This is a genomic window from Acaryochloris marina S15 (assembly GCF_018336915.1).
Taxonomy (GTDB): domain Bacteria; phylum Cyanobacteriota; class Cyanobacteriia; order Thermosynechococcales; family Thermosynechococcaceae; genus Acaryochloris; species Acaryochloris marina_A.
Map to the genome: position 1 here is coordinate 94,210 of NZ_CP064921.1, position 21,092 is coordinate 115,301.

Annotated in this window: 26 protein-coding genes and 2 pseudogenes; 15 read left to right on the plus strand and 13 right to left on the minus strand. The window is 44.9% G+C overall.

The window, feature by feature from the left end; genetic code table 11:
• Positions 1-89 precede the first annotated feature (89 nt).
• The 8 genes and pseudogenes from I1H34_RS00385 (at position 90) to I1H34_RS00425 (ending at position 4,798) form a co-directional block, all read left to right on the plus strand.
• Positions 90-641 carry a hypothetical protein gene (locus I1H34_RS00385; RefSeq protein ID WP_212661536.1) on the plus strand — a complete coding sequence of 184 codons (552 nt, stop codon included), beginning with the start codon at positions 90-92 and terminating at the stop codon, positions 639-641.
• 101 nt (positions 642-742) lie between these two features.
• Positions 743-892, plus strand: coding sequence for a hypothetical protein (locus I1H34_RS00390; RefSeq protein WP_212661537.1), 150 nt, complete (start codon positions 743-745; stop codon positions 890-892).
• A 14-nt stretch (positions 893-906) separates the two neighbouring features.
• A complete protein-coding gene (locus I1H34_RS00395) occupies positions 907-1,167 on the plus strand; it encodes a hypothetical protein (protein WP_212661538.1) in 261 nt (86 codons plus the stop codon).
• Positions 1,164-1,607: an ASCH domain-containing protein gene (locus I1H34_RS00400; protein ID WP_212661539.1), complete on the plus strand. Its 444-nt coding sequence runs from the start codon at positions 1,164-1,166 to the stop codon at positions 1,605-1,607. The genes I1H34_RS00395 and I1H34_RS00400 overlap by 4 nt, the downstream gene beginning before the upstream one ends.
• A pseudogene (locus I1H34_RS33235) lies at positions 1,604-2,577 on the plus strand (DUF5131 family protein). The gene I1H34_RS00400 and the pseudogene I1H34_RS33235 overlap by 4 nt, the downstream one beginning before the upstream one ends.
• A 15-nt stretch (positions 2,578-2,592) precedes the next feature.
• Complete coding sequence (locus I1H34_RS00415) at positions 2,593-2,871, plus strand: hypothetical protein (RefSeq protein WP_235111391.1); 279 nt, start codon at positions 2,593-2,595, stop codon at positions 2,869-2,871.
• Positions 2,872-3,284: 413 nt separating this feature from the next.
• The gene (locus I1H34_RS00420) at positions 3,285-3,824 is read left to right on the plus strand and encodes a Crp/Fnr family transcriptional regulator (protein ID WP_235111390.1); all 540 of its coding nucleotides are present in this window, start codon (positions 3,285-3,287) and stop codon (positions 3,822-3,824) included.
• A 317-nt stretch (positions 3,825-4,141) separates the two neighbouring features.
• On the plus strand, positions 4,142-4,798 hold the full coding sequence (locus I1H34_RS00425; RefSeq protein ID WP_212661540.1) for a hypothetical protein: 657 nt from the start codon (positions 4,142-4,144) through the stop codon (positions 4,796-4,798).
• Positions 4,799-4,904: 106 nt separating this feature from the next.
• Here I1H34_RS00425 and I1H34_RS00430 read toward each other — a convergent pair whose 3' ends face one another.
• Positions 4,905-5,264, minus strand: a complete 360-nt coding sequence (locus I1H34_RS00430) for a response regulator (RefSeq protein ID WP_212661541.1) — start codon at positions 5,262-5,264, stop codon at positions 4,905-4,907.
• A 482-nt stretch (positions 5,265-5,746) separates the two neighbouring features.
• Between I1H34_RS00430 and I1H34_RS00435 the strand changes: the two genes are divergently transcribed.
• Positions 5,747-6,151 (plus strand): hypothetical protein, encoded by a 405-nt coding sequence (locus I1H34_RS00435; RefSeq protein WP_212661542.1) that lies wholly within the window; start codon positions 5,747-5,749, stop codon positions 6,149-6,151.
• A gap of 242 nt (positions 6,152-6,393) precedes the next feature.
• Positions 6,394-7,140 carry an EAL domain-containing protein gene (locus I1H34_RS00440; RefSeq protein WP_315874838.1) on the plus strand — a complete coding sequence of 249 codons (747 nt, stop codon included), beginning with the start codon at positions 6,394-6,396 and terminating at the stop codon, positions 7,138-7,140.
• Between the two features lie 234 nt (positions 7,141-7,374).
• Here the strand turns inward: I1H34_RS00440 and I1H34_RS00445 are convergent, their stop codons facing one another.
• Complete coding sequence (locus tag I1H34_RS00445; RefSeq protein WP_212661544.1) at positions 7,375-8,349, minus strand: ParB/RepB/Spo0J family partition protein; 975 nt, start codon at positions 8,347-8,349, stop codon at positions 7,375-7,377.
• Positions 8,342-9,115 carry a ParA family protein gene (locus I1H34_RS00450; RefSeq protein WP_212661545.1) on the minus strand — a complete coding sequence of 258 codons (774 nt, stop codon included), beginning with the start codon at positions 9,113-9,115 and terminating at the stop codon, positions 8,342-8,344. The genes I1H34_RS00445 and I1H34_RS00450 overlap by 8 nt, the downstream gene beginning before the upstream one ends.
• Before the next feature lie 114 nt (positions 9,116-9,229).
• Here I1H34_RS00450 and I1H34_RS00455 point away from each other — a divergent pair, with 114 nt between their 5' ends.
• Both I1H34_RS00455 and tnpC read left to right on the plus strand, forming a co-directional pair.
• On the plus strand, positions 9,230-9,391 hold the full coding sequence (locus I1H34_RS00455; RefSeq protein ID WP_212661626.1) for a hypothetical protein: 162 nt from the start codon (positions 9,230-9,232) through the stop codon (positions 9,389-9,391).
• A gap of 171 nt (positions 9,392-9,562) precedes the next feature.
• On the plus strand, positions 9,563-10,987 hold the full coding sequence (gene tnpC, locus I1H34_RS00460; RefSeq protein WP_212661627.1) for an IS66 family transposase: 1,425 nt from the start codon (positions 9,563-9,565) through the stop codon (positions 10,985-10,987).
• 28 nt (positions 10,988-11,015) lie between these two features.
• Here the strand turns inward: tnpC and I1H34_RS00465 are convergent, their stop codons facing one another.
• The 9 genes from I1H34_RS00465 to I1H34_RS00505 all read right to left on the minus strand — a co-directional run bounded on the left by I1H34_RS00465 (position 11,016) and on the right by I1H34_RS00505 (position 17,788).
• The gene (locus I1H34_RS00465; protein WP_212661546.1) at positions 11,016-11,348 is read right to left on the minus strand and encodes a hypothetical protein; all 333 of its coding nucleotides are present in this window, start codon (positions 11,346-11,348) and stop codon (positions 11,016-11,018) included.
• 116 nt (positions 11,349-11,464) lie between these two features.
• Entirely contained in the window at positions 11,465-11,743 is a 279-nt protein-coding gene (locus I1H34_RS00470; protein WP_249369177.1) for a hypothetical protein, read from the minus strand.
• A gap of 256 nt (positions 11,744-11,999) precedes the next feature.
• On the minus strand, positions 12,000-12,605 hold the full coding sequence (locus I1H34_RS00475; protein WP_249369178.1) for an alpha/beta hydrolase: 606 nt from the start codon (positions 12,603-12,605) through the stop codon (positions 12,000-12,002).
• 139 nt (positions 12,606-12,744) lie between these two features.
• On the minus strand, positions 12,745-13,551 hold the full coding sequence (locus tag I1H34_RS00480; RefSeq protein WP_212661548.1) for an alpha/beta hydrolase: 807 nt from the start codon (positions 13,549-13,551) through the stop codon (positions 12,745-12,747).
• Positions 13,552-14,025: 474 nt separating this feature from the next.
• Positions 14,026-15,054, minus strand: a complete 1,029-nt coding sequence (gene mreB, locus I1H34_RS00485) for a rod shape-determining protein (RefSeq protein ID WP_235111383.1) — start codon at positions 15,052-15,054, stop codon at positions 14,026-14,028.
• A 3-nt stretch (positions 15,055-15,057) separates the two neighbouring features.
• On the minus strand, positions 15,058-15,693 hold the full coding sequence (locus tag I1H34_RS00490; RefSeq protein ID WP_212661549.1) for a pentapeptide repeat-containing protein: 636 nt from the start codon (positions 15,691-15,693) through the stop codon (positions 15,058-15,060).
• A 143-nt stretch (positions 15,694-15,836) separates the two neighbouring features.
• A complete protein-coding gene (locus I1H34_RS00495; RefSeq protein ID WP_212661550.1) occupies positions 15,837-16,415 on the minus strand; it encodes a hypothetical protein in 579 nt (192 codons plus the stop codon).
• A gap of 35 nt (positions 16,416-16,450) precedes the next feature.
• Positions 16,451-17,113: a PRC-barrel domain-containing protein gene (locus I1H34_RS00500; protein WP_212661551.1), complete on the minus strand. Its 663-nt coding sequence runs from the start codon at positions 17,111-17,113 to the stop codon at positions 16,451-16,453.
• A 63-nt stretch (positions 17,114-17,176) separates the two neighbouring features.
• The gene (locus tag I1H34_RS00505) at positions 17,177-17,788 is read right to left on the minus strand and encodes a hypothetical protein (RefSeq protein ID WP_212661552.1); all 612 of its coding nucleotides are present in this window, start codon (positions 17,786-17,788) and stop codon (positions 17,177-17,179) included.
• Between the two features lie 392 nt (positions 17,789-18,180).
• Between I1H34_RS00505 and I1H34_RS00510 the strand changes: the two genes are divergently transcribed.
• From I1H34_RS00510 to I1H34_RS00520, 3 genes and pseudogenes are all read left to right on the plus strand, one after another.
• Positions 18,181-18,639 carry an ATP-dependent zinc protease family protein gene (locus I1H34_RS00510; RefSeq protein WP_212661553.1) on the plus strand — a complete coding sequence of 153 codons (459 nt, stop codon included), beginning with the start codon at positions 18,181-18,183 and terminating at the stop codon, positions 18,637-18,639.
• 16 nt (positions 18,640-18,655) lie between these two features.
• Positions 18,656-19,560 (plus strand): annotated as a pseudogene (rimK, locus tag I1H34_RS00515) (30S ribosomal protein S6--L-glutamate ligase).
• A 30-nt stretch (positions 19,561-19,590) separates the two neighbouring features.
• A complete protein-coding gene (locus tag I1H34_RS00520; RefSeq protein WP_212661554.1) occupies positions 19,591-20,541 on the plus strand; it encodes a succinylglutamate desuccinylase/aspartoacylase family protein in 951 nt (316 codons plus the stop codon).
• Here I1H34_RS00520 and I1H34_RS00525 read toward each other — a convergent pair.
• Positions 20,538-21,017 carry a phosphatase PAP2 family protein gene (locus I1H34_RS00525; protein ID WP_212661555.1) on the minus strand — a complete coding sequence of 160 codons (480 nt, stop codon included), beginning with the start codon at positions 21,015-21,017 and terminating at the stop codon, positions 20,538-20,540. The genes I1H34_RS00520 and I1H34_RS00525 overlap by 4 nt on opposite strands.
• Positions 21,018-21,092: the final 75 nt, after the last annotated feature.

Here is a 21,092-nt window from a genome sequence, read left to right on the forward strand (position 1 = left end):
AGGGAAGTTTAGGGAGGATTTCACCTCAGTTAAAATCACCGATTTACGCCCTGCTGTCCGACTTAGGTTGTGTTGTTAGGAGAGTGACTATGAGTGCTGTCCAAACTGCCCTCCCCCTGAAGCTCCCGCAATCTGGCCCAGTCAAGACAACCGGGCAGCGCCAATCCTTTGAAAAGATGCTGGTGGAACTCCGTCAGGAAGCAGCGGAGATACTTGCAATAGCAAACCGGATGTTTCAACAATGCTGGCAGCGATTGCAGGATGTACCCACCCCGGAGATGGGATCTGCGGTGAAGGCGTATCACAAGAAAAACGGTATTGTTATCCCCCAAGTCAATCACTCTGGTCCGATCTCTAGCAAACCCAGTCGTCCATATCGACCTTGGCCTCTGGAGCGGAAGTATCGAGAACGCATTCGACGGATGCAGGCACGGGCGCAGAAAAAATTTTCCATACCCAGCTTGCAATTTGATTTCATCCAATTAGAGTTGGTGCGGTTGCCCCATTATTTCGGCATTTGCCCACTGCCGAATGAAGAGAGTTGCACATTGAACCTTCAGGATTTACTCCTGAATCCTGCAATCGAACGGGAAAAGCAACTACGAGAACAAGAGAGTCAAGCCAGCTCCGGTTATCCCTGAGCAATGAATACACAGCCCCAATCCTCGTTGACCCGAATACCTGGACCCTACCTGCTGGGGCATTTGGGGAGAACGCAGGCCCGACTTAAGGAGAAGCAGCAATGAAATCAGAACATAGCTTTTTGCATCGGATTATCCAGGCAATTCAGCAAGGTCTTAGCCCCAAAGCCAAACAACAATGCCGTACCTGTGGCGAGTGGTACAGACCCTCACAGCTCGATAGTAAAGGGTTCTGTCGGGAATGCAATTAGTGGGGGGCTTAGCGGTGAATAAACAACTTTGGAATCTGCTTCAGCGAGGTCGAGGTGTCCTGCAACTGCAACCCTTGGGATGCCTAAGCGATCGCAGTAATTCCTTTTGTCTGGGCTGCGAACCAGGCCAGTATTACGAGTGTGAAATCTGCGGCTATCTTCAACCGTATTGCAAGGGTGCTGACGACGATTACTTTGAACTTTGCGATGACTGTTGGGGCATTGCAGAGCAGATGCATGTAGCTACAGGAATTGCGATGGGGGTCGATCTATGAAAATCCTTACCCTCTGGCAACCGTGGGCAACCTTTATTGCCCTGAATCTCAAGCGCTATGAAACCCGATCATGGGGCACTCACTACCGGGGCAAGCTGGCTATTCATGCGGCCAAGCGAACCATCGGCTTAGATGGGCAAGCCATAGTCAGTCAAGTTAATGATCTGACGGGTGGCAAGGTGCCGCGCAAGCCACGTGATTACCCACTCGGTTGCATTGTGGCGATTGCGGATCTGGTGGACTGTCCCCAGATGGATTCAAGGCTCATCAGCAGACAGACTGACCTGGAGATGGCCGTGGGGTGCTGGCAATCTGGGCGCTTTGCTTGGCAGCTAGGAAACATCGTTGCACTGCCTGATCCTATTCCCTATCGCGGGTGTCAGGGACTCCGAGATGTCCGATCTGAAACGTTGAAAATTTTGATGGAGCAAAAGACATGACCACTATCGAATGGACCGATCACACCATCAATTGTTTGGTGGGCTGCACAAAGGTTCGAGCTAAGGGAGCCAAGGAAAGCGGCTGTGAACATTGCTATGCGGCCAGAGCTTCTAAGTCAGGACGACTGCAACAGTTCTCCCAGTATCACGGCGTTGTAGATGAGCAGGGGAACTGGACAGGCCAGGTGAATTTTGTCCCTGAGCAGTTGGAGAAGCTATTCAAGTTTCGGAAGCCGATCAGGGTATTCATGCCATCGATGTCTGATCCATTCCATTCAGCAGTGAAAGACGAGTGGCTGGATCAGATTTTTGCTGCAATCGCGCTCAATCCTCAAGTCACAGTGCAGATGCTGACTAAACGACCAAGGCGAATGCGGGATTATCTCATGACTGCCAAAAACAGAATTCGGATTGCTGCTGTCATTAAGGGCCGATCAGCCAATGTTAACTACGAGATATTAGCTGGCCTTGAATCATGTCAGTGGGATTGGCCGCTCCCTAATCTCTGGTTAGGCGTATCATACCAATTTGAGCCTAAAAGCGTAATCATGAAATTCGTGAAACCCTTTTCTGGCAGAGTTTAATAGCAAATCAAAATTACACTTTTTGATGCTTATTGGTATCAGTTGAGAATCAGCAAGCCGCAGATGAGCGAATTCCTCTGCTAGTGCAAACACCAGCACCAGTAAGATTCCTGAGTTGTGAACCGCTGCTCGAACCCGTGAATCTTGGTGCCCTTCCCGCAAATTGGTGTATTACCGGGGGTGAATCTGGCCCTGGCGCACGGCCCTGTGATGTGGACTGGATTCGCTCAATCCGGGACCAATGCAAGACCGCAGATATCCCCGTGTTCATCAAGCAGCTCGGTAGTAAGCCCGTGGGCATTCCCAAGCTCCGTTCAGCGAAGGGTGGAGATATTGAGGAATGGCCTGATGATTTGCGCGTGAGGGAATTTCCAGAGTTTGGATGATGGAGGTGATTGCGGATGAAGAGGGAATACATTCAGGGGTGGCGAGTCGGCATCACGGATCATCCTGGTAGGCGGGAGCTTGAGATTCAGGGGCCAGGGGAGCTGTATATCGTCATTCGCAAGTTCAAAACCTCTGACTTTTACCAAGAGAACTACATCGACTATATGGAAGATGGTAGTTTCGATGAATGTTTGATCTGCACCTATATCTGTCCAGGAGGCACTAGTCTCTACCAGGAAGATATCTGGCAGCAAAATAGTGACATCAACCTTGAAATTTTTTATCTGGGTTAACCCGCACATGCATATTTGTACATTGGTTGTGCCCACTGGTTTATTCCCGTAGCGTTTGCAGAGAAACTTTTCAGTGTATTCCAGACGGGTGAGGTCAATGCTTGTCCAGGTTGGACAGCGGATTAGCGAGGCTCTTCACTTGCTTCTATCAGGCGTCTTTTGAGAATTGATTCGGCGGTTCTGCTCCCTCAATGCTCAAATCCAAGACATTGTTCACCAAGTAAATCAAGATGAATAACCTTTGAGGGTATCAAATGAAAGTGTTCTAGGATACAACAGAATAGAATTTATGTTCTCAGGGTGTTTGAGAAGATTTGTGGACATGGATTTGATAATCATGATCCTTGTTCTCATTGTGTCAGTTGCTTGAAGAACTCTGTCAGGGCCGTCAGACCTACCATTTTAGGAAAGGCTTGAAGATTCCTTTAAGCTCTCAGGAGATGTGGATTCTCCGCCAAGGCTTGGTTGTTTTGAGTACTTTTTTCAGTGACGGAGGTGAAGCAAGTCTTAGCTTGGTGTATCCTGATATGCCCTTTGGCCTGCCGTTAACCCAAGTCGATCCGTATGAGGCCATCGCGCTAACGGATGTAGCGTTGCTCCGCCTGAATCAAATCGAGGTTGAGAATTCTCCATCGTTGGCTCAAGAGATTCTCCAGCAGATAACTCGGCGTCTCCAGACAACGGAAGCTTTATTAGTCGTGATGCACCATAATTCTGTGAGCTGTCGTTTGCAGGCGTTGCTGTTGTTGCTGACCAAAGAAATAGGTGAACAGACACCGGAAGGGATACGGCTTGGCGTTCGACTATCTCATCAACAACTTGCTGATCTAGTAGGGACAACTCGGGTGACGGTGACTAAGACTCTCAAATCATTGCGAAAGACAGGATGGTTGTCTCTCGATCCGACTCAGCATTTCATCCTCCACGAATCTGCTGTTGTGGATCTTCAGTAATTGTCATCACCTGCACACTAATCATTAGCCCTGCTTAGTCTCCCTCCCTCCACCGATCAGAAACCCTAATCCCCCAATCCTTGTAGCACCAAGCCATCCACGCTACCCTAGTGACTAGGCAGTGGGGCATTCCCACCCAAAGTTTTTTCACCAAATCCATCCCGCCCACGGCTCCAAATCGAGCCTGATTTTTGGCGGCGGTATATTCCCCAAGAGGCTAAGACCTCCCTTTTCGTTTTCCCAATATCCACTGAGCCGACTCGGTTGCACATGCCAGCCGTGCCTTATCCACTATTCGTTATCCAAAGGACACCGCTATGAAATTGATAACTTCTGTCAAAATCGAACAATCTGCCTCCACCGAAGTGATTGACTCTGCCGCTAAGAAAGTTGGCTTGGCTGCAAGCAAAGCCTTCTTGTTCGTCATTCGCAAGGAAGTCCAGGGCTGGAAAAACTTTACAATCCTCTGCTCTTGGGGACTGTCCAAAGTGGGCCAGAAGCATGGACCTATCTTTGATGAGGTCAAAGGAAATGCTGTGGCTGTCTTCCGCAAAGGTTGTCGGCAAGAGACGTTGTTCATCCAAACGCTTATCAAGACCCAGCTCACAGACCGGATTGATGCCCACTGGGAACTGCATGATAAAGCTATCGATTGGTTCAAGGTCCAGACCCAGGCATTCCTGGCCGACAGCCCGGTTGAGGATACTTCTGAGGTCGAGGCTGAGGATCAGGCTCCTGACTTTTCGGAAGACCTGGAGGAGATTGCATCTGTAGCTGAAGTGGAGGAGCCTATCAGCGAAGTCGAGGAATCCCCTGTTATGGTCTTCGACCCTGATCCACTTGATGATGAGCTGGGTGTTCCTCAAGACCCGACTCCTGTTGAGTCTAGTGGTGGGGGCAAGCGTCGGACTGCTAAGAAGAAAGTTGAGTCATCGCTGTCTAGCATGATGAGGGAAGAGGCCGCAAAGTCTTAGCCATGCAACCCCAACTCCCAGCCTCTAGAGAGAACTGGGGGTTGGGGTATCGTGTCAGGTATCCTAATCTCACCAATTGAAAGAAAGCTGTTTTTCAGCTCATTGCTTAGATAGCAGATTTAACAGCTTTTAAAAAATCTTCACGAGTGTAGGGCTTGGTAATGTATTCATCTGCCCCTTGCTTTCTACCCCAGAGCTTATCTAAATCCTGATTCTTAGTCGTGCAGATAATCACAGGTAATTGCTGAGTCGCTTCGTTCTTCTTTAGACTTCGGCACAACTCAAACCCACTCATTTCCGGCATGACCACATCGGTAATGACAAGATCAGGCTTTTGAGTTTCAGCTTTGTTCAACGCATCTTTGGCATCATCTGTGCTAACCACAAGATAACCCGCTTCTTTCAAATATAGACACATTAGCTTTAGTTCAGCCGGACTATCATCTACTACTAAAACGGTTTTCACTTGTTGTTTCTCCTATAACAAATAGAGGTAAGCTCGTAAACAATGGCTCTACCCAATAGATTTAGGATGCCCTTCTTTAATCTAATATTTTCTATTTTTTACGTCAAAAATCCGCTTCCAGCAATGGATTCATACGCGATCTATTAGGTGCAAGCCCTGAAATTTTGGAGCTGAGTAGAGTATGCTTGCTGCTGACCCCAGGTGTCTGACTGTAGGGCTTACTGTTAGTCTTGGGGCAAAGCGTCGGATTGCCTTAATAGAGGTTGAGTTATCGCACTTTAGTAACATCAGGGACGAAGCCAACAAATTCTGGCGATGCACCTGACTTCTGAGGTGATCTGGGGGCTACTTTCTAGTTTGATAAAATAGCTGTACCTTGAGGTTAGTTGGCGATTGAGCTAAATCAACCTAGAAAGCAGCATCCTTATGGGTAGAAAGAGTACCTAGAGGAACTGGTAGATGATTCTGCATGAGGCTAGCTAATGATCAGTATCCCTTCCTTAACTCAGACTCAATTAGCACTTCTGAGGACAGCCAAAAAGCACCCTGAGAACACAGTGCGGCTTTACTATGAAACCCCGATCATTAATCATAGGAAGCCACCATTTAAAAATCCTCCGTTTATCCAGAAGCTGGTTAATTTAGGCTTAATTGAAGTCGAATTTAAACGAGTTCTCAATGGTCCATCACTTCTTGAGAAGGATAGCTGGTATGAATACTGTGCAGATTTAGAGCTACCGTCAATTCGGGCTTGGGAATTATGGCGTGAAGAATTCATTACCAGACAAAAAGAGGCTCCCAATATCCTTGTACCTGGAGAGGGATTCGAGGGATTTAGTGATGTCTGGATACAAGAAATCAATTACCATGCAGTACAGACAAGCTAGTTCAATCTGTAAATTAGGTAGACCTTATTTTCAAATTGGACTCAAGTAGAACAGGTTTGTGAAACCTTTGTGCTCAATTCAACTTGTTTTCCATCAATGGGCATACTAAGGAAGCGGAAAGCCTTAGCTTGCCTGGGTTGCTAACTAACAGCACACTCTGTAAATATTGTTTATCTTGATCTGGCCTATGTCTAACCTCATATCAGAGAAATCCACTTGTGGTTGAGCAGAACTCGATAGTAATGGGGTGTGATGGTTGTCTCAGTTCGCCTGGGCTAAACTTTGAGTTCACAATGGCCTTCCAGCCCATCGTTAATCTTGCAGATGGCAGCATTTTTGCTCAAGAAGCGTTGGTTCGAGGTACGAATAATGAATCAGCAGCTAGTATTCTGGGGCAAGTAACGGATGAGAACCGATATCGTTTTGATCAAGCCTGCCGGGTTCGGGCTATCCAACTTGCTGCAGAATTAGACATTCAATCGATATTGAGTATCAACTTCTTGCCTAATGCCGTGTATCAACCGGAACGTTGTATTCGGACAACACTTGAAACAGCTCAACAATGTAATTTCCCCATTAACCGAATTCTATTTGAGCTGACGGAAGTTGAAAAGGTTAAGGATTACGCTCATGTTCACGCCATCATTGAGCACTACCAAGAGCTAGGGTTTAGAACTGCGTTGGATGACTTTGGTGCAGGTTATTCAGGGTTGAACTTTCTGGCTGATTTCCATCCAGACTTTATCAAGCTAGATATGGCTTTGATTCGGAATATCGATAAAGATAAAGGTCGTCAGGCAATTGTTCGAGGGATTGTGCGAGTCTGTCGAGATTTAGCGATTGAACCCATAGCGGAGGGAGTTGAAACAGGTTTTGAGTTAGATGCTCTTAGACGATTCGGCATCCAATTATTTCAGGGCTATTACTTTGCAAAGCCTAGTTTCAGATCTGTGATCACCGATTTAAATCTCGCCCGCCAGCTTTGCTAGGGGGCTGTCAGGATGCACGGGTTGATTCAGCAACTGAGATGCCTGGTTTCGGGCCTCTACGATAGAAGCATAGGCTTTGCCCGCCAGGAACTCAGCCGCGAACAATTCGGCAAGGTCGTCTTGCTGCGACATCAGGATTCAGTTAAGTCGTCAAGTTTTGATGTGTTGAGACGATTTAAACAGGAATGGCGGCTGAGGGCAAGCGATTGAAAGAATGTCTAAGGTTGGGCTCTTTTACTCACATTCTGAAATAAGTGATTCAAGCTGATTAGTTAGTGATTCAACTTTTTTGCGAATCTTTTTGTCCTTTAATAATTTTGGGCTTGTAGCCCTTTTTAATACAGATCTAGCTCGATCACGCAAAATAATTTCTTCACTACTAGTTGTCTTACTTGAGACCGTAGTAATGAGACTCTGAAGTTGTTTAACTGTAAGCTCTTCTGCAACAACACGTTGTAACAATTCTTCCCGAATGTCTTCGTCTTTAACTCTAGCTATGCGGATAGCTTTCGTATATGAGACTTTTCCTGATTCAAGAAATGCAACTACATCATTAGGTAGATTGATGAGTTGCAGTTTGTTAGCAACGAAAGACTTCCAGTTTAGCCCCATCTCTTCAAAGACAGAGAGAATAAATCTCCTTTGCTCATCGTTGATAATAACGTTATTATCGCTACGACGGTTTGCTGCGTTAAAGAGTGAAGTCAAGATCTGAGAAACTTCGTCTTTACTCATTTGAAGGCCAGTGGATAGAAGTTGAATGATTCCACGAGTTCGTTCAAATGGATTAATATCTGACCGTGCTTCATTCTCGATAATGGCTATTTTTAATGCAATGAGATCATCAACCTCATCTACTTTTGCTGGCACTATTTTATGGCCTAACTCTTCAGCGGCAAGTCTACGTTGCGAACCTGCAATCAGCTCAAAATACTTACCTTTGCCTGGTATCGGTCTTAGTAAAAGCGGCTCTCTGATACCAACAGATTGAATCGTAGCCTTGATTTGTTCGATTTTCTCTCGATCGTAATAAAGCCTAAGCTGAAATTCAGGGAGAATAATCTTGTCAAGACTTATTTCCACAATTGGAGATGTACTCCAAGCGGGCTGGCCTTTAGAATTAAGAAGATCATCGTTAAGTACAAAGCTCTCTAATGCTGCTTCAGTATCTTTTCCCTTCCTGAGAGTAAGCGAACGACGGCTAGCCATTAATGATCCTCACGATTTCTTCAAAAAGTTCACAATACTCATTTCGAGCCATTTCTATAGGAGTGAAGTTTTTGTTTTTCTTTTTTAACTTTCTCTTTCTACGATTTTCTTCTAGGCGTTGTACTTCTCTAATCGCTGTAGTTCTCTGGCCTGGAGTATCCATTATGCATGTTCTTTGATGGATGACTGTATCAAGCGGGAACACATGCTTCCTGGTTTTCTCATCTTTGTCTGCCGCTTCAAGAGCTTCCCGTAATAAGATGGTGCCTTCCTCAGCACGGTTAAAGAATAGAACGGCTTTAGGTAAGCCCCCTCTAATATCTTGTGCAACTTCGACCATTTCAATAGTTTCATCGTTGCTATCCAAATCTAGTTGTGAGGTTTGACAGGGAATGACAACAATATCGCAACGGCTCAAAATTGCTCTGGAGACATCTTCCATACTTCCAGGAGCATCTACGATGACATAATCAAATTTTTCTTTTACATTTGGCAGCTCTCTTAGAAGCGTTCTTGCGTCTCCCATGACTGTATATTCTATTTCTGGACTGATTGCTGAGAGCCATTTGGAGCTGCTTCTTTGGGCATCTGCATCTATAAATCCTACAGAGCCAAATTGCTCAAACCAATCACGAGCATGTGTGGCTGTGGTGGTTTTGCCAACTCCACCTTTCTGGCTGAGAAAAGCAATGATTATGGGTTTAGTGGGGGGTATAAACTTCTTTTTCTTGGTGCTCAATTGCTTATCTCTTGTAGCTGTGATCATTTATATGCCTCTAGATGAGTCAAAAATATTCACAAAACCTGAAAGGATAATAACGTTATTATCAGATTTGTCAAGATATTGAATGTTCTTCAAAAATATTTTTCTTCTCAGGAAATGCTTTGCTTGGCAAGCTTTTTAGCTTTTTCCGAAGGTCTATTTGTGCTGACCCTACCCGAAATCCTGGAGTATCTGGACTTCAAGGTTTACGTTGAGACACCAGATGATCTGCGGATGAATCGAAGGATTATCAGGGATGGTACGGAGAAACTGAGGTAAGAGTCCAGTGTGATCCAGGAATGGCAGACTAATGTTATCTTCATTCGTTACTGCCCAGGCTTAAATCATTGTGTTGAGAATGAAGTTATAACTCTCTCTGGATCTATGTTTTAAGCACAACAGCAATCAATCCGTGATCTTCCGTTGAACAAGAAAGTCTCTGATCAAAAAATTAGTGAATCTGATATTCGAGCAATCTACCATCAAGGTGAGGATGCGGTTGTTGAGCTAGTCACCCGTCTTATCGAGCGGATAGAGCGACTAGAAGAACGTCTTGACAAGGATAGTCGTAACAGTAGTAAACCACCCTCAGGCGATGGCTTTGGGAAGCGGACAAAAAGTCTACGGGGTAAGAGTAAACGCAAAAGTGGTGGGCAAAAAGGTCATCCTGGTAGCACATTGGAGTGGCGTGAGACCGTCGATGCCGTAGTTTTACATCCGGTGACTCAGTGTCAAGAATGTGGTGCCTCTTTAACAGAAGTAGCACCACAACAATATGACCTTAGCCAGGTTCATGAGTTACCCCCCTTGTCACTACAGGTGATTGAGCATCAAGCAGAAGTCAAGTATTGTGAGCACTGCCAAACCTTGAGCCGGGGTGTATTCCCTGCAGATGTCACCAATGTGGTTCAGTATGGCAGTAGCCTTAAAGGCTTGATGGTGTACTTGCTGGACGCTCAACTGTTGCCGTTTGAGCGAACGAGTGACCTGTTGAAAGAAGTTTTTGGTTGCCAGGTTTCTGAAGGAACCCTCTGCAATGCCCGTACAACCTGTGCTCAGAAATTAGAACCGATTGAGGTACAGATCAAAGACGGTATTGAGCAAGCAGCAATAGGGCATTTTGACGAGACAGGGCTGCGGGTGAACAGCAAGCTATGGTGGCTACATGTCGCCTGTACGAGTGGGTTGACCTACTACTTTGTTCATGCCAAACGCGGAAAAGCAGCGATGGACGAAATGGATATTCTGCCGAACTTTACGGGTACCAGCATTCATGATGGTTGGCAGAGTTACGCCACCTATGATTGTGCTCATGGTCTCTGCAATGCTCATCATTTGCGGGAGTTACGCTTTGTCGTTGAGCACTATCAGCAACCTTGGGCTGAAGAGATGATGACGTTGTTGGTGGACATCAAAACTCAGGTAGAGAGTGCTCATGCTGAAGGCTTAAAAGCTCTCAGCACAGAACAAATCGAGATGTTTGAGCAGCGTTACCGAAAAGTATTAGCCGATGGATTCAAGAGTAATCCAATCCTGCCAGTTGATGAAAACGCACCTAAGAAACGAGGCAAGAAAAAACAAAGTACACCGAAAAACCTTCTCGACCGACTGGAGAAGTACCAATCTGCTGTTCTGGCCTTTATGTATGATTTCCAGGTTCCCTTTGATAACAATCAGGCTGAACGGGATATTCGCATGATGAAATTGAAGCAGAAGATCTCAGGTTGCTTCCGCTCGTTGGCGGGTGCCCAGCAGTTCTGCCGTATTCGCGGTTATATTTCGACTTTGAGAAAGCAAGATATCCCTGTACTTGATTCACTTAGAAGTATTTTTGTTGGAACTCCTGTGCTACCAATGCTTCAGCCTGGGCAGTAACCTTCATTCATACCATCTTGCTCAGTGTCTAAATATTTAATTGACCTGTGCTAAATAGTTGAAACCCGCTCACAAAACACCCGAAAGATAGACAGAATTGCCAAAGGCTAGTGGGATTGAGGACGGCATGGCTACTGAAGAAGATCAGCAAAACTCCAATTCCCATGAGCACCCACCCTAAAAATTTCTCTCGTCTGGGTAAGAAAAAGAGTGAGATAACTCCACCTGTTAGGAAAAGTACAGAAGCATCTGCTGAAATACCTCGCCACCAATAAGGATGAACATTGGTAGTGAAGTAAATGTTCTGGCCCATGAAATAGAAGCCTATTGCCAGCAGAGCCAAGCCCATTAATCTACCCATTCAAAATGTTCCTCAATACCAAGCATAGGGTTTATCTCTAGATTGCCCAATACTTGAAGGCACCGAGACAGTAGAGTTTAATGCAGAGCAGACTGACACAGGAACGAAGCAAGTAACTATGCAGGCGACAAATCCATCCGATCCTTAGTCAGATCCAAATACTCGATATTATCCCGGCACACCCATTTGAGGAGAATCCTTGGTGGATGTGGGTTTGCAGCGAACTTCAACATCACCTGATGGTATTGGTCTTCCGTCGTACTGGAATGCTGAAGCCGCTCCCAGTTCTCCGTCAGGTTTTGCAAGGTGTCATTGCCAATCTCACTACGAAAGGCCGTGGCAATCCCCATCTGTTCATCAATAGAGAAGAAGAAGAAATCACCGCTCTCGATCATGTGCTGCAATACCGCTTGAGCAACGGCATTATTGGGGTTGATCAGAACGTTGAAGGTCTGGAAGCCATAGAATTCAAAGGCAAAGCTTTAATCTGGCAACCCGAAAGGTTGTTTAATCCATATCTCTATTCAATCAGGAAAGCGTAAACCCGCCATCAGCAAAGAGGATGAAGATTTTTACATCCCCATCCTCCTATTGGACTAGTCCTATTGGTTTTCCTGCTTAACTCATCACATCCGCCTGGCACATCTATGACTATTGTGAACAGTCACAAATGAAACTACTCAGAACATCTTTGGCTACAGCTAAGGGACCTGTTCCCTCTACTGCCTCTTCACCACTACCTATGAGGCCATCAATCGTTCCAGCCACTTTTGCAAGTTTAAAGCCATCTACAACAAATTCTTGCGTGGGATATCGCTGTAAAAATTCCAAAAAGGATATGCGGTTGTCATCACTGAGAGAAAGGATGACGGCTGAGCGAAATGCTTGTAGATTAGCTTTTTTGCTAGGGGTCTGAAATATTTGCCCTGCCTGAAATAAGGCATATTCACCAGGGAGGATATGAAGTAGGCGATCTGCAGTCTGCAGCTTTACTTTTACCTCCTTGGTCATAAACTGACGGGCCGCTTCAGGATCTTGCCCTGACACATTCAAAAAGAACTTTAACTTAGAAGATGCTTTACCCGTTTGAGCAAAAGTTTCCAACTCATCTACAGTCAAGGATTGACCAAACTGCTTGTAGGTAAACACCACCTTCTCTGCAGCATTAGCAGAAGAACTGGACAATAACAGACTAGTTGTTGAGGCCACGGTAACAGTGGCTAAAGATAACCCTTTAACGACATCCCAATGACCCATCTTTGACAACCACGAGGGAAATATGGCCATAGATTGACTCCAATATACTTTGAATAATCATGTCAGCATTAATAAAGAGCGATTGTGGAGGGCAGCCCAGAAAACGAACCACCCAATACTGAAACACCACCCATAACTGCTATTGGACTTTGGCAGAAGTAGCCATGGGTTGAGTAGCTGGTCCTGTGGCTGTGTCTAATGGCTTGACTGTAGATGCATCTTCTTTTAGCTGGGCTGTATCAGAGGAAGTTGGTTCAGAAGATGTAGTAGTCCCTACTACATCTTCGCAATCCTCTAATCCTTTCTGTGAATGATGTTGATGGCTAGAAACCGTTTGAGCTTTTGTCTCATTCGGAGATGCCTGAGTTGTATTGCAATCACAAATGAAGTCTGACAATACGCCTTTCGCAACTTCTAAAGCAGGCAGAATTCGCTCCACAAATCCACTTACATCGTTGTAAGTGCCTTCAAGATTTGTTATGTCTAGGCGAATGGTGTTTTGGGGATGTTTGTTGATAATTTCTAAGAAAGAAATACGATCATCCTCTATTGAGTTAAGCACCGCTGTTTTGATAGAATTCAGACCTCGCTCAGTTTTACCATCCGTGCTAGAAATAACCTGGTCAAGCTTAAAGAGCAGGAATTCACCATTTGAGCCTTCAATAAAGTTCTTCATGAATTTTGGAACTGTCAGCTGATCCGAGAGGATGGCCCGGACTACTTTTGGTAGCTCAGCATCTGTATTAAGCAGGGTTTGCAATGAAGATGGCAGTTCTCCAGTATTAGTAAAGTTATCCAGCTCCTGTCGGGTTACATTGACTTCAGTATCTTGATAGCGGACAAAAATGCTCTCAGCCGCTTGGGATTCAGTTGCTAGGAGTGGAACACCCATTACGGTAGCACTAGCTAATCCCAAAGGAAGTAAAGATTGAAGATAATTTTTCATAAAAACTCCTTGCAATTTAGTTCTATTAGGTCAATGAAGAGAGGTGAGAATGGATTTCCTTGCTATAGAGCGCCTATATTCGGCATGTTATCTACCTACGATTGTTGTTCATTTATCGTCAAATGAAATCAACTGTATGGACGTATCTAAATGTCCTCAACTTGTCCAATGGGACGATATGGCATCATCCGATGGGATGATTATTACTTCTGACTACGGAAGGACTGAAGCTAATCTTGCACCAATTCTGAGCTTTTATCATCCTTATGGCCTCGTCCAAATGACTACTTTAAGGGCTGATTTGTGAGGGAAAACCCTAGCAATGGCTTGCTAGGGCGGTTTGGTACAGGGTGTTAGGGTAAAGCGATGTATTAGAAAACGGTTTAGATTTCGTTGGGCTAAAACCGTTCAACAATGAGAATATGAATTTCAAAATCCGCTTGGTCATCGAAATGGACATCTAACTGATCACAATCAGTTAGATGTCATAAATACTCTGTCCCATTTTTGGCGATCTTCGAGAATCTTTCCAATTCCTAAAGCCACACAGTCAAGAGGTTTGAGAGCTACATGCACAAAAACACCAGTTTCCTGGCTGATTAATCGATCAAGTCCTCTCAACAAAGCTCCACCACCACATAGCATTAGTCCATTGGTATAAATATCTGAGACTAGTTCTGGTGACAACTTTTCTAAGGTTTGCTGAACGGTATTCACAATCAATGCAACTTCCTTTTGCAGGATGTCACGTACCTCTGCCCCCTTCAAAGTCAGTTGTTTAGGCAAGCCAGATTGAGAGCTACGGCCTCCTACTTCCATCTCCTCTATATCCCAATGTGGATGGATGAGGGAAGATCCTAGCTTATGCTTAATCGCTTGAGCCGTTTGTAATCCTACTAATAGATCATAATTACGTTTAAGGGATTGGCGGATCGCATCATCCATATGAGTACCAGCGACTCGGATGGATTGGCTACTCACCACCCCACATAAACTGATAACCGCCACTTCAGTTGTACCGCCACCGATATCAACAATCATATTCCCAAGAGGCTTATCGATGGGCAGATCTGCACCGATGGCTGCAGCGATCGCTTCATCAATAATAGAAATGTCTTTTGCACCAGCTAGTCCAGCAATATCTTGAAGTGCCCGTCGCTCTACATTTGTGGCTCCGTTAGGAATCGCCAGAGTCAATTGGGGAGGGAAAAAGGGTTTCCTTCCTAATCCCTGATTTAGAACCCGTTGTAATAACTGAAAGGCGATGTCTACGTCCGTAATGACGCCTTCGCGCAGTGGGTAGCTGACCATAATATTGGTTGGCTCCCTTCCCTCTAGGCGTTGGGCTTGATGACCGCAAGCTAAGATGGACTGATTTTCTGTATCCCTAGCAATAACCGTGGGTTGACGGATGATAATACCCTTTCCCTTGGCATACACCAACGTATTAACTGTTCCCAAATCTATCCCAATATCGGGTGAGAAAACTCTCAATAATCCCACCTATTATTTCTCCATTGGCATAAGATCTTTGAGTTCAGCCCCATCCAAAATTGCTAAATTTAGATTACTGCCAGAAATATCCGTATGGATCAGTTGTGCCTCACTCAGGTCTGTTCCTGTCAAAGTTACATCGACCAAATGAGTGTGGTGGAGTTTGGCTCTATATAGAATGGCATTCGATAAATTGGCACCATTCAAGACCGCCTTTTGCAGATTTGCTTCTCGAAGATTCGCTCTCGTTAAGTCTGCCCGATCTAACGCAACAGAAACTAAACTCGCCCTGATTAAGATGGCATTATGAAGCTGAGCCTCAATGAGATTCGCTTGGGTTAAGATGGCATCAGTCAAATTAGCCCCAGTGAGATGGGCATTATTAAGGTCAGCTTTCTCCATCTGAGCACCCGTTAGATTGGCCTCAGTCAGATTAGCCTCGCTCAGGTCCACTCCTCGTAAATCGGCCTGACAAAATAGGGTTTTGATGAGTCGCTTACCTGCAAACTTTACTCCTCGCAAATCAGCGCCTCTAAAATCCACACCACTTAGGTCCATATCCTGAGTATGGTCAAGGGGGCGGGGTTTTAAATCACAAGCCATTGCATCATCTTTATTTTCTGGATGGGCTTGGTTCCGCGTATACATAATTGAACCTTTGAATATTATTTATTGCACCTTTGAGCTAGCAGCTATCAGGATTTCTTAGGACAAAGCGTTTAACCTTTCTAGACTCCAGTTCGCGAAAGACCGAAAATCAAAATAGCTGAGCTGAGAGTCACTGCCTCTAACTAGGGTGATACCCTCGGTTGAGCGGAAGGTTGAGGTTCAGAAGAAGATGGTTGCGACTGAACCTCAGGTGCTGGGTTGGATTGACGGCTCCGAATGTCTGAACTGCCATTAGAACCATTGAGAGACTGAATATCCGTGGACAAACGCTTGACTTGTTGAACCACTTTTTGAAGCTGTTCTTGGTTATTCTGAACTTCTTCTGTCAAGGCTGATGGATCAAATTTCTTCAAGGACTTAACGTCCTGCTCCAGAGCTTCAATTTTGGACTCAAGAACAGTTTCAGACAGGTCTGCATTGATATTGGATGTTTGGGGTTCCTGTTCAAAAGACAGCACACGAATGGCTAACCAGACTGATACGCCTCCTAAGATCATGACGAAGGCAATCAGCATGCCGATGATAAAATTTGACCGACTTCGTAACCGCTCTGTCTCGATTTGAACTCCCGTCAGATCATTTTGTACACTCCGTTTCAAATCCTGAGAAATTTGAGCAAAGGATTCAGAAGTCAGGAGGTTAGGATTCCCTTGTGGGGTATTGCTAGGTTGAGGCGCTTGTGATTCCGAATAATTAGTCATGGTGTTAATTCTCCATACTGAAGATGAGTAATAAATCAGCTTGCAATCAGATTTGTGGTTTTAGGTCGTAGAGATATGTCAGCACGGTTGAATTTATTAGCATCAAAATTTAAATCCAGATGAAGATTGTGCAAAAAAAGATTCATGTTTGATTCAACGGGTGAAGTCGCAAGGCCGACAGTTGGGGGAAGACAGTCTTGCTTGGGTCTTTGTGAATCAACGGTTAGTTCTATTAAGAATCTATCCCCCTTATAGATCAGTTCAGCTGCGGAGAAGTCCAACAATTCAGGGAAATACCTCTGGTGTTCTGGGACTACGAACTGATACTGAAGGATTTCACCTGTATTAGCTTCAAAGTAATAGTCGATAAGGTTACCTAGCCAGTTACCTGAATGAGTCCATACTTCATTGCCTAATTGATAATGAATAGATGATTTGGGCTGGAAAATTAGTGCTGTACTTTCGGCAACATCTAACCAAGCCCCTTCAGGACTTACCGCTACCACCTGTTCCCAAGGCAGAGATCTTTGCTCATCTGCATTCAATAACGTTTTATACGTTAATCCTAAGACTTGGTGCAATTGCTTATCCACCCAGATTTGATGCACTGTGCCCAAGAGTTGCCCCGTATGACAATCCCATACTGGACAATCAATGAGTTGACTGAACTGGATAAGGGGATAGGTAGAGAGGCGCATAGTTATTCACTGGTTAAATAGGACAGTTATGATGCCAAGTTAGACTGGATCAACAGTCGAACATTACTCAACACTGTTGAATTTCTGAGCTGTAATAGGTGATACGGTGGGTGAGAAAGATGGAGAGTTGCTAGATAGAACAGTATGACTAGCGACCAAGAGGCTTCCTGTGATACCCAATGCTCCACAGAGCAAGCCTGTTCGCCACCGCAATTGCGATCTAAGTTTTTGGACTTCTATTGAGCAGTGATCGGGTATAAGACTAGCTGGAGGGACGACTGCACCCTCTAAAGTTGGTTGGCCAGTTGTCTGGGTTGGAGACTGGAACATGACCTGTTCATGCAGCCAATCTGTAATTAATTGTGGACAATTATGCTGGAACCAGCGGAGACCGACAAATCTAAATAAGGGCTTAGACTGGGTTGCAACCGCTCTGCTAATTCGATTGAGCGATCTTACAGTCACTTTTTGATTGATTAGGTTGATGGACCCGATGTCATACAGCCGATCCAAGATCAACTTGATTGTGGTCGATTCATGCCGCACAAGCTGTTCTAGTAACAGTGAAATTTCATCTACAGACTTTTGCTCCACTGGGTTAGCTCGATTCAGCAAGCCTGCAGCCGCAGTGGAAATGGAAGTGGAAGATTCGGAGGATTGAGAGCGCTTCAACATGAGTTTGTAATAACGCAATAACCTTATTTAATTCTGAATCCTCCCCCTTGAAATCGACCGCATGTCTAAAAATATGGATTTACTTCATCCATGAGGACTAGTCCCTTGAGATGTTGACGGACGAGTAACTATGTACGAAGGTAAGGAGGCTCGAATGCAACGATAACTCAACACTTTTATTACTCATCACAAAAGATGAATCGTTTATTTTCAGTAGAAAATATGCACTGTTTCTTCAGTTAATTCAATTTCATTCAACTAAAGACTGGGCTGCTCTGAATAACTCATATTGATCAGCGCTATCTCACCACAACACTAACAGCTAACTATTGAGGGTAAAAAATCCTTATCAAGGCCATCACAAACGATTTAATAATCTCGGAGAATATTTGATGACAGCTTCTTCGTCTCAAGTGATATTGCCTATCATTGGCTGGCGCGAGTGGGTATCATTTCCAGAACTAGAAATCCCCCAAGTTAAAGCCAAAATTGATACAGGGGCTCGTTCTTCCGCGCTACATGCATTTGACATAGAGCGATTCCAAGACAATGGCAAATCAATGCTTCGGTTCAAAACTCATCCTATTCAAAAGGATAAAACTACGATTGTTACAGCTATTGCCGAGCTGTTAGAAGTCAAACAAGTTCGAGATTCAGGAGGACATACTGAAATGCGTCCCGTCATCCTCACGGAGATCGCCCTCTCCAATTACTCCTGGAAGATAGAGGTGACCCTGACTGATCGCAGTTCTATGGGATTTCGGATGTTGTTGGGACGGCAGGCTGTTCGTCAGCGCTTTGTCATTGATGTAGGTCAATCCTATATCCACAATTCAGATCCTCAAAATTAATGTAATCGGAATAACTATGAAAATCGCCATCCTCTCCCAGCAGCAATCTCTCTATTCAACTCGGCGACTCTTAGAAGCGGGTGAAGAGAGAGGGCATGAAATACATGTCATCAATTATTTGCGATGCTACATGAATATCACGGCCCATAAGCCCAAGGTTCTCTATCAAGGAGATTCGCTGGAAGGCTACGATGCGATTATTCCTCGAATTGGGGCTTCTAAAACTTTTTACGGTACGGCTGTAGTCAGACAATTTGAAGTTATGGGGGTTTTCTCGGCCAATGAATCCCAGGCAATCTCGCGATCTAGAGATAAACTTCGCTGTCTGCAAATTTTGTCACAAAAAGGGATTGGTCTACCAGTGACAGGATTTGCCAATTCCTCAAAAGATATTGACGGATTGATTGAAAGTGTCGGTGGGGCTCCATTAGTAATCAAGCTACTAGAAGGTACTCAGGGAATTGGAGTGGTTTTGACAGAGACACATCAAGCGGCAAAGTCTGTCATTGAAGCGTTTCGGGGTCTGGATGCCAATATCTTGGTACAGGAATTTATCAAAGAAGCGGGGGTATGGACATACGGTGTTTTGTCGTGGGAGATCGGATCATCGCTGCTATGAAACGGCAAGGTGCTCCTGGTGAGTTCCGCTCCAATATCCATCGAGGCGGTAGTGCTACTCAAATCAAGCTAACACCAGAAGAACGAAGCACTGCAATTCGTGCTTCAAAAGCAATGGGTTTGCGGGTTGCTGGGGTTGATTTACTGCGTTCCAATCACGGCCCAGTCATCATGGAAGTTAATTCTTCTCCTGGTTTAGAAGGAATTGAAACGGCAACAGAGATCGATGTTGCAGGTAAGGTCATCGAATTTTTAGAAAAGAATGCGGGACCAGGTAAGACCCGCGATCGCATTAAATATTAACCTTCACAAATAGTACAAAAATAAAACTATATGACCCCCATCACCGTCGGTGGTATTACAGTGGCCCCTGGCACTGAGCAACGCATCGAGTTGCCAATCGCTCGCCTTCCCACTCAGACCATGTTGTCCTTACCCGTTCATGCGATCAATGGTCATAGTGATGGTCCACACCTATGGCTCAGTGCAGCAATTCATGGGGATGAACTGAATGGCGTGGAAATTATTCGCCAAGTCTTGGAGCAGGTTAAGCCTAACAAGTTACAGGGAGCCTTGTTAGCTGTCCCCATTGTCAATATATTTGGCTTTATTGAGCAATCCCGGTACCTTCCCGATCGCCGGGATCTCAATCGGTCATTTCCAGGCTCTGCTAAAGGATCATTAGCTGGCCGGATAGCCCACCTATTTATGAAAGAAATAGTAAGCCATTGTAGCCATGGCATTGATCTTCATACTGCATCCAATCATCGGGTTAATTTGCCCCAAATTCGGGCCAATCTAGATGATTCAGAAACTTATCGATGTGCTCAGGCTTTTGGTGCACCTGCCATCATCCACGCCAACACTCGGGATGGGTCTTTACGGCAAGCTGCTGCAAAGCAAGGTATTTCCGTTTTGCTATATGAGTCAGGAGAAGCCCTTCGATTTGACCAAGAGGCTATCAAGGTCGGTGTTGAAGGAGTATTACAGGTGATGACTGCATTGAAAATGATGGACTCTGACTTCAAATCAGATCAGGGCAAAACACCACCAAAAGAGTCCAGAGAGACAAAATGGGTCAGAGCCTCTCAAAGCGGCATTCTACATTTGCAAATAGAATTGGGACAAACAGTTAACAAGCGCCAAAAAATTGGCTACATTGCCGATGCATTAGGTGATACCAATAAAAGGGTTCAGTCTCCCTGTGATGGGATAGTTATTGGTTTTACAAAAAATCCTTTAGTCAATCAAGGAGACGGTATCGTTCATGTTGCCATGCTCTAAGTTTTTTGATATTGAAGTTTCTGCAATTTCAGTATCGTAATACAAACACTAAGCCAAAGAAATCCAATCCCATAGCCACCGGTAATATCCGTGGGCCAATGGACACCTAAGTAGAGCCGGCTGAATCCAATCGCACTAATTAAGAGGCTAGCTAGCCCATAGATGGTCACAGTTCTCCTCCTTCTCGAATGAAGGCTGGCTAACAAGTAAGCTAGAAAGCCATAGAAAACTATCGACCCTAGTGCATGGCCACTGGGATAGCTAAAGGTGGTCTCAGTAATCAATTGTGGCCATAGCTGGGGACGGGTTTTGTTGAATACTAGCTTCAGTCCAGTCGCCAAAACAGCACCACCGAAGCAGTTTACAGCAAGGATATAGGCTTCTTGTCGATAGCATCGCCACTCAAAAAGGATAAAACTGATGACTACGAGAGAAACGACAATACTTGGATCTTCTAACCGAGTAATTGCCAACATCACAGAATCCAGTGTGAGATTAGCAAACTGGTGGATTCAGAGCAGTGCGACTTTATCAAATGCAAAGGCTTCCCG

Bases quoted from the DNA above. Each gene is read 5' to 3' on its own strand.
- I1H34_RS00385 (WP_212661536.1), top strand. From the start codon at position 90: ATGAGTGCTGTCCAAACTGCCCTCCCCCTGAAGCTCCCGCAATCTGGC.
- I1H34_RS00390 (WP_212661537.1), top strand. From the start codon at position 743: ATGAAATCAGAACATAGCTTTTTGCATCGGATTATCCAGGCAATTCAG.
- I1H34_RS00400 (WP_212661539.1), top strand. From the start codon at position 1,164: ATGAAAATCCTTACCCTCTGGCAACCGTGGGCAACCTTTATTGCCCTG.
- I1H34_RS00415 (WP_235111391.1), top strand. From the start codon at position 2,593: ATGAAGAGGGAATACATTCAGGGGTGGCGAGTCGGCATCACGGATCAT.
- I1H34_RS00425 (WP_212661540.1), top strand. From the start codon at position 4,142: ATGAAATTGATAACTTCTGTCAAAATCGAACAATCTGCCTCCACCGAA.
- I1H34_RS00435 (WP_212661542.1), top strand. From the start codon at position 5,747: ATGATCAGTATCCCTTCCTTAACTCAGACTCAATTAGCACTTCTGAGG.
- I1H34_RS00440 (WP_315874838.1), top strand. From the start codon at position 6,394: ATGGGGTGTGATGGTTGTCTCAGTTCGCCTGGGCTAAACTTTGAGTTC.
- I1H34_RS00445 (WP_212661544.1), bottom strand. From the start codon at position 8,349: ATGGCTAGCCGTCGTTCGCTTACTCTCAGGAAGGGAAAAGATACTGAA.
- I1H34_RS00450 (WP_212661545.1), bottom strand. From the start codon at position 9,115: ATGATCACAGCTACAAGAGATAAGCAATTGAGCACCAAGAAAAAGAAG.
- I1H34_RS00455 (WP_212661626.1), top strand. From the start codon at position 9,230: ATGCTTTGCTTGGCAAGCTTTTTAGCTTTTTCCGAAGGTCTATTTGTG.
- I1H34_RS00465 (WP_212661546.1), bottom strand. From the start codon at position 11,348: ATGGGTAGATTAATGGGCTTGGCTCTGCTGGCAATAGGCTTCTATTTC.
- I1H34_RS00470 (WP_249369177.1), bottom strand. From the start codon at position 11,743: ATGATCGAGAGCGGTGATTTCTTCTTCTTCTCTATTGATGAACAGATG.
- I1H34_RS00475 (WP_249369178.1), bottom strand. From the start codon at position 12,605: ATGGGTCATTGGGATGTCGTTAAAGGGTTATCTTTAGCCACTGTTACC.
- I1H34_RS00480 (WP_212661548.1), bottom strand. From the start codon at position 13,551: ATGAAAAATTATCTTCAATCTTTACTTCCTTTGGGATTAGCTAGTGCT.
- I1H34_RS00490 (WP_212661549.1), bottom strand. From the start codon at position 15,693: ATGTATACGCGGAACCAAGCCCATCCAGAAAATAAAGATGATGCAATG.
- I1H34_RS00495 (WP_212661550.1), bottom strand. From the start codon at position 16,415: ATGACTAATTATTCGGAATCACAAGCGCCTCAACCTAGCAATACCCCA.
- I1H34_RS00500 (WP_212661551.1), bottom strand. From the start codon at position 17,113: ATGCGCCTCTCTACCTATCCCCTTATCCAGTTCAGTCAACTCATTGAT.
- I1H34_RS00505 (WP_212661552.1), bottom strand. From the start codon at position 17,788: ATGTTGAAGCGCTCTCAATCCTCCGAATCTTCCACTTCCATTTCCACT.
- I1H34_RS00510 (WP_212661553.1), top strand. From the start codon at position 18,181: ATGACAGCTTCTTCGTCTCAAGTGATATTGCCTATCATTGGCTGGCGC.
- I1H34_RS00520 (WP_212661554.1), top strand. From the start codon at position 19,591: ATGACCCCCATCACCGTCGGTGGTATTACAGTGGCCCCTGGCACTGAG.
- I1H34_RS00525 (WP_212661555.1), bottom strand. From the start codon at position 21,017: ATGTTGGCAATTACTCGGTTAGAAGATCCAAGTATTGTCGTTTCTCTC.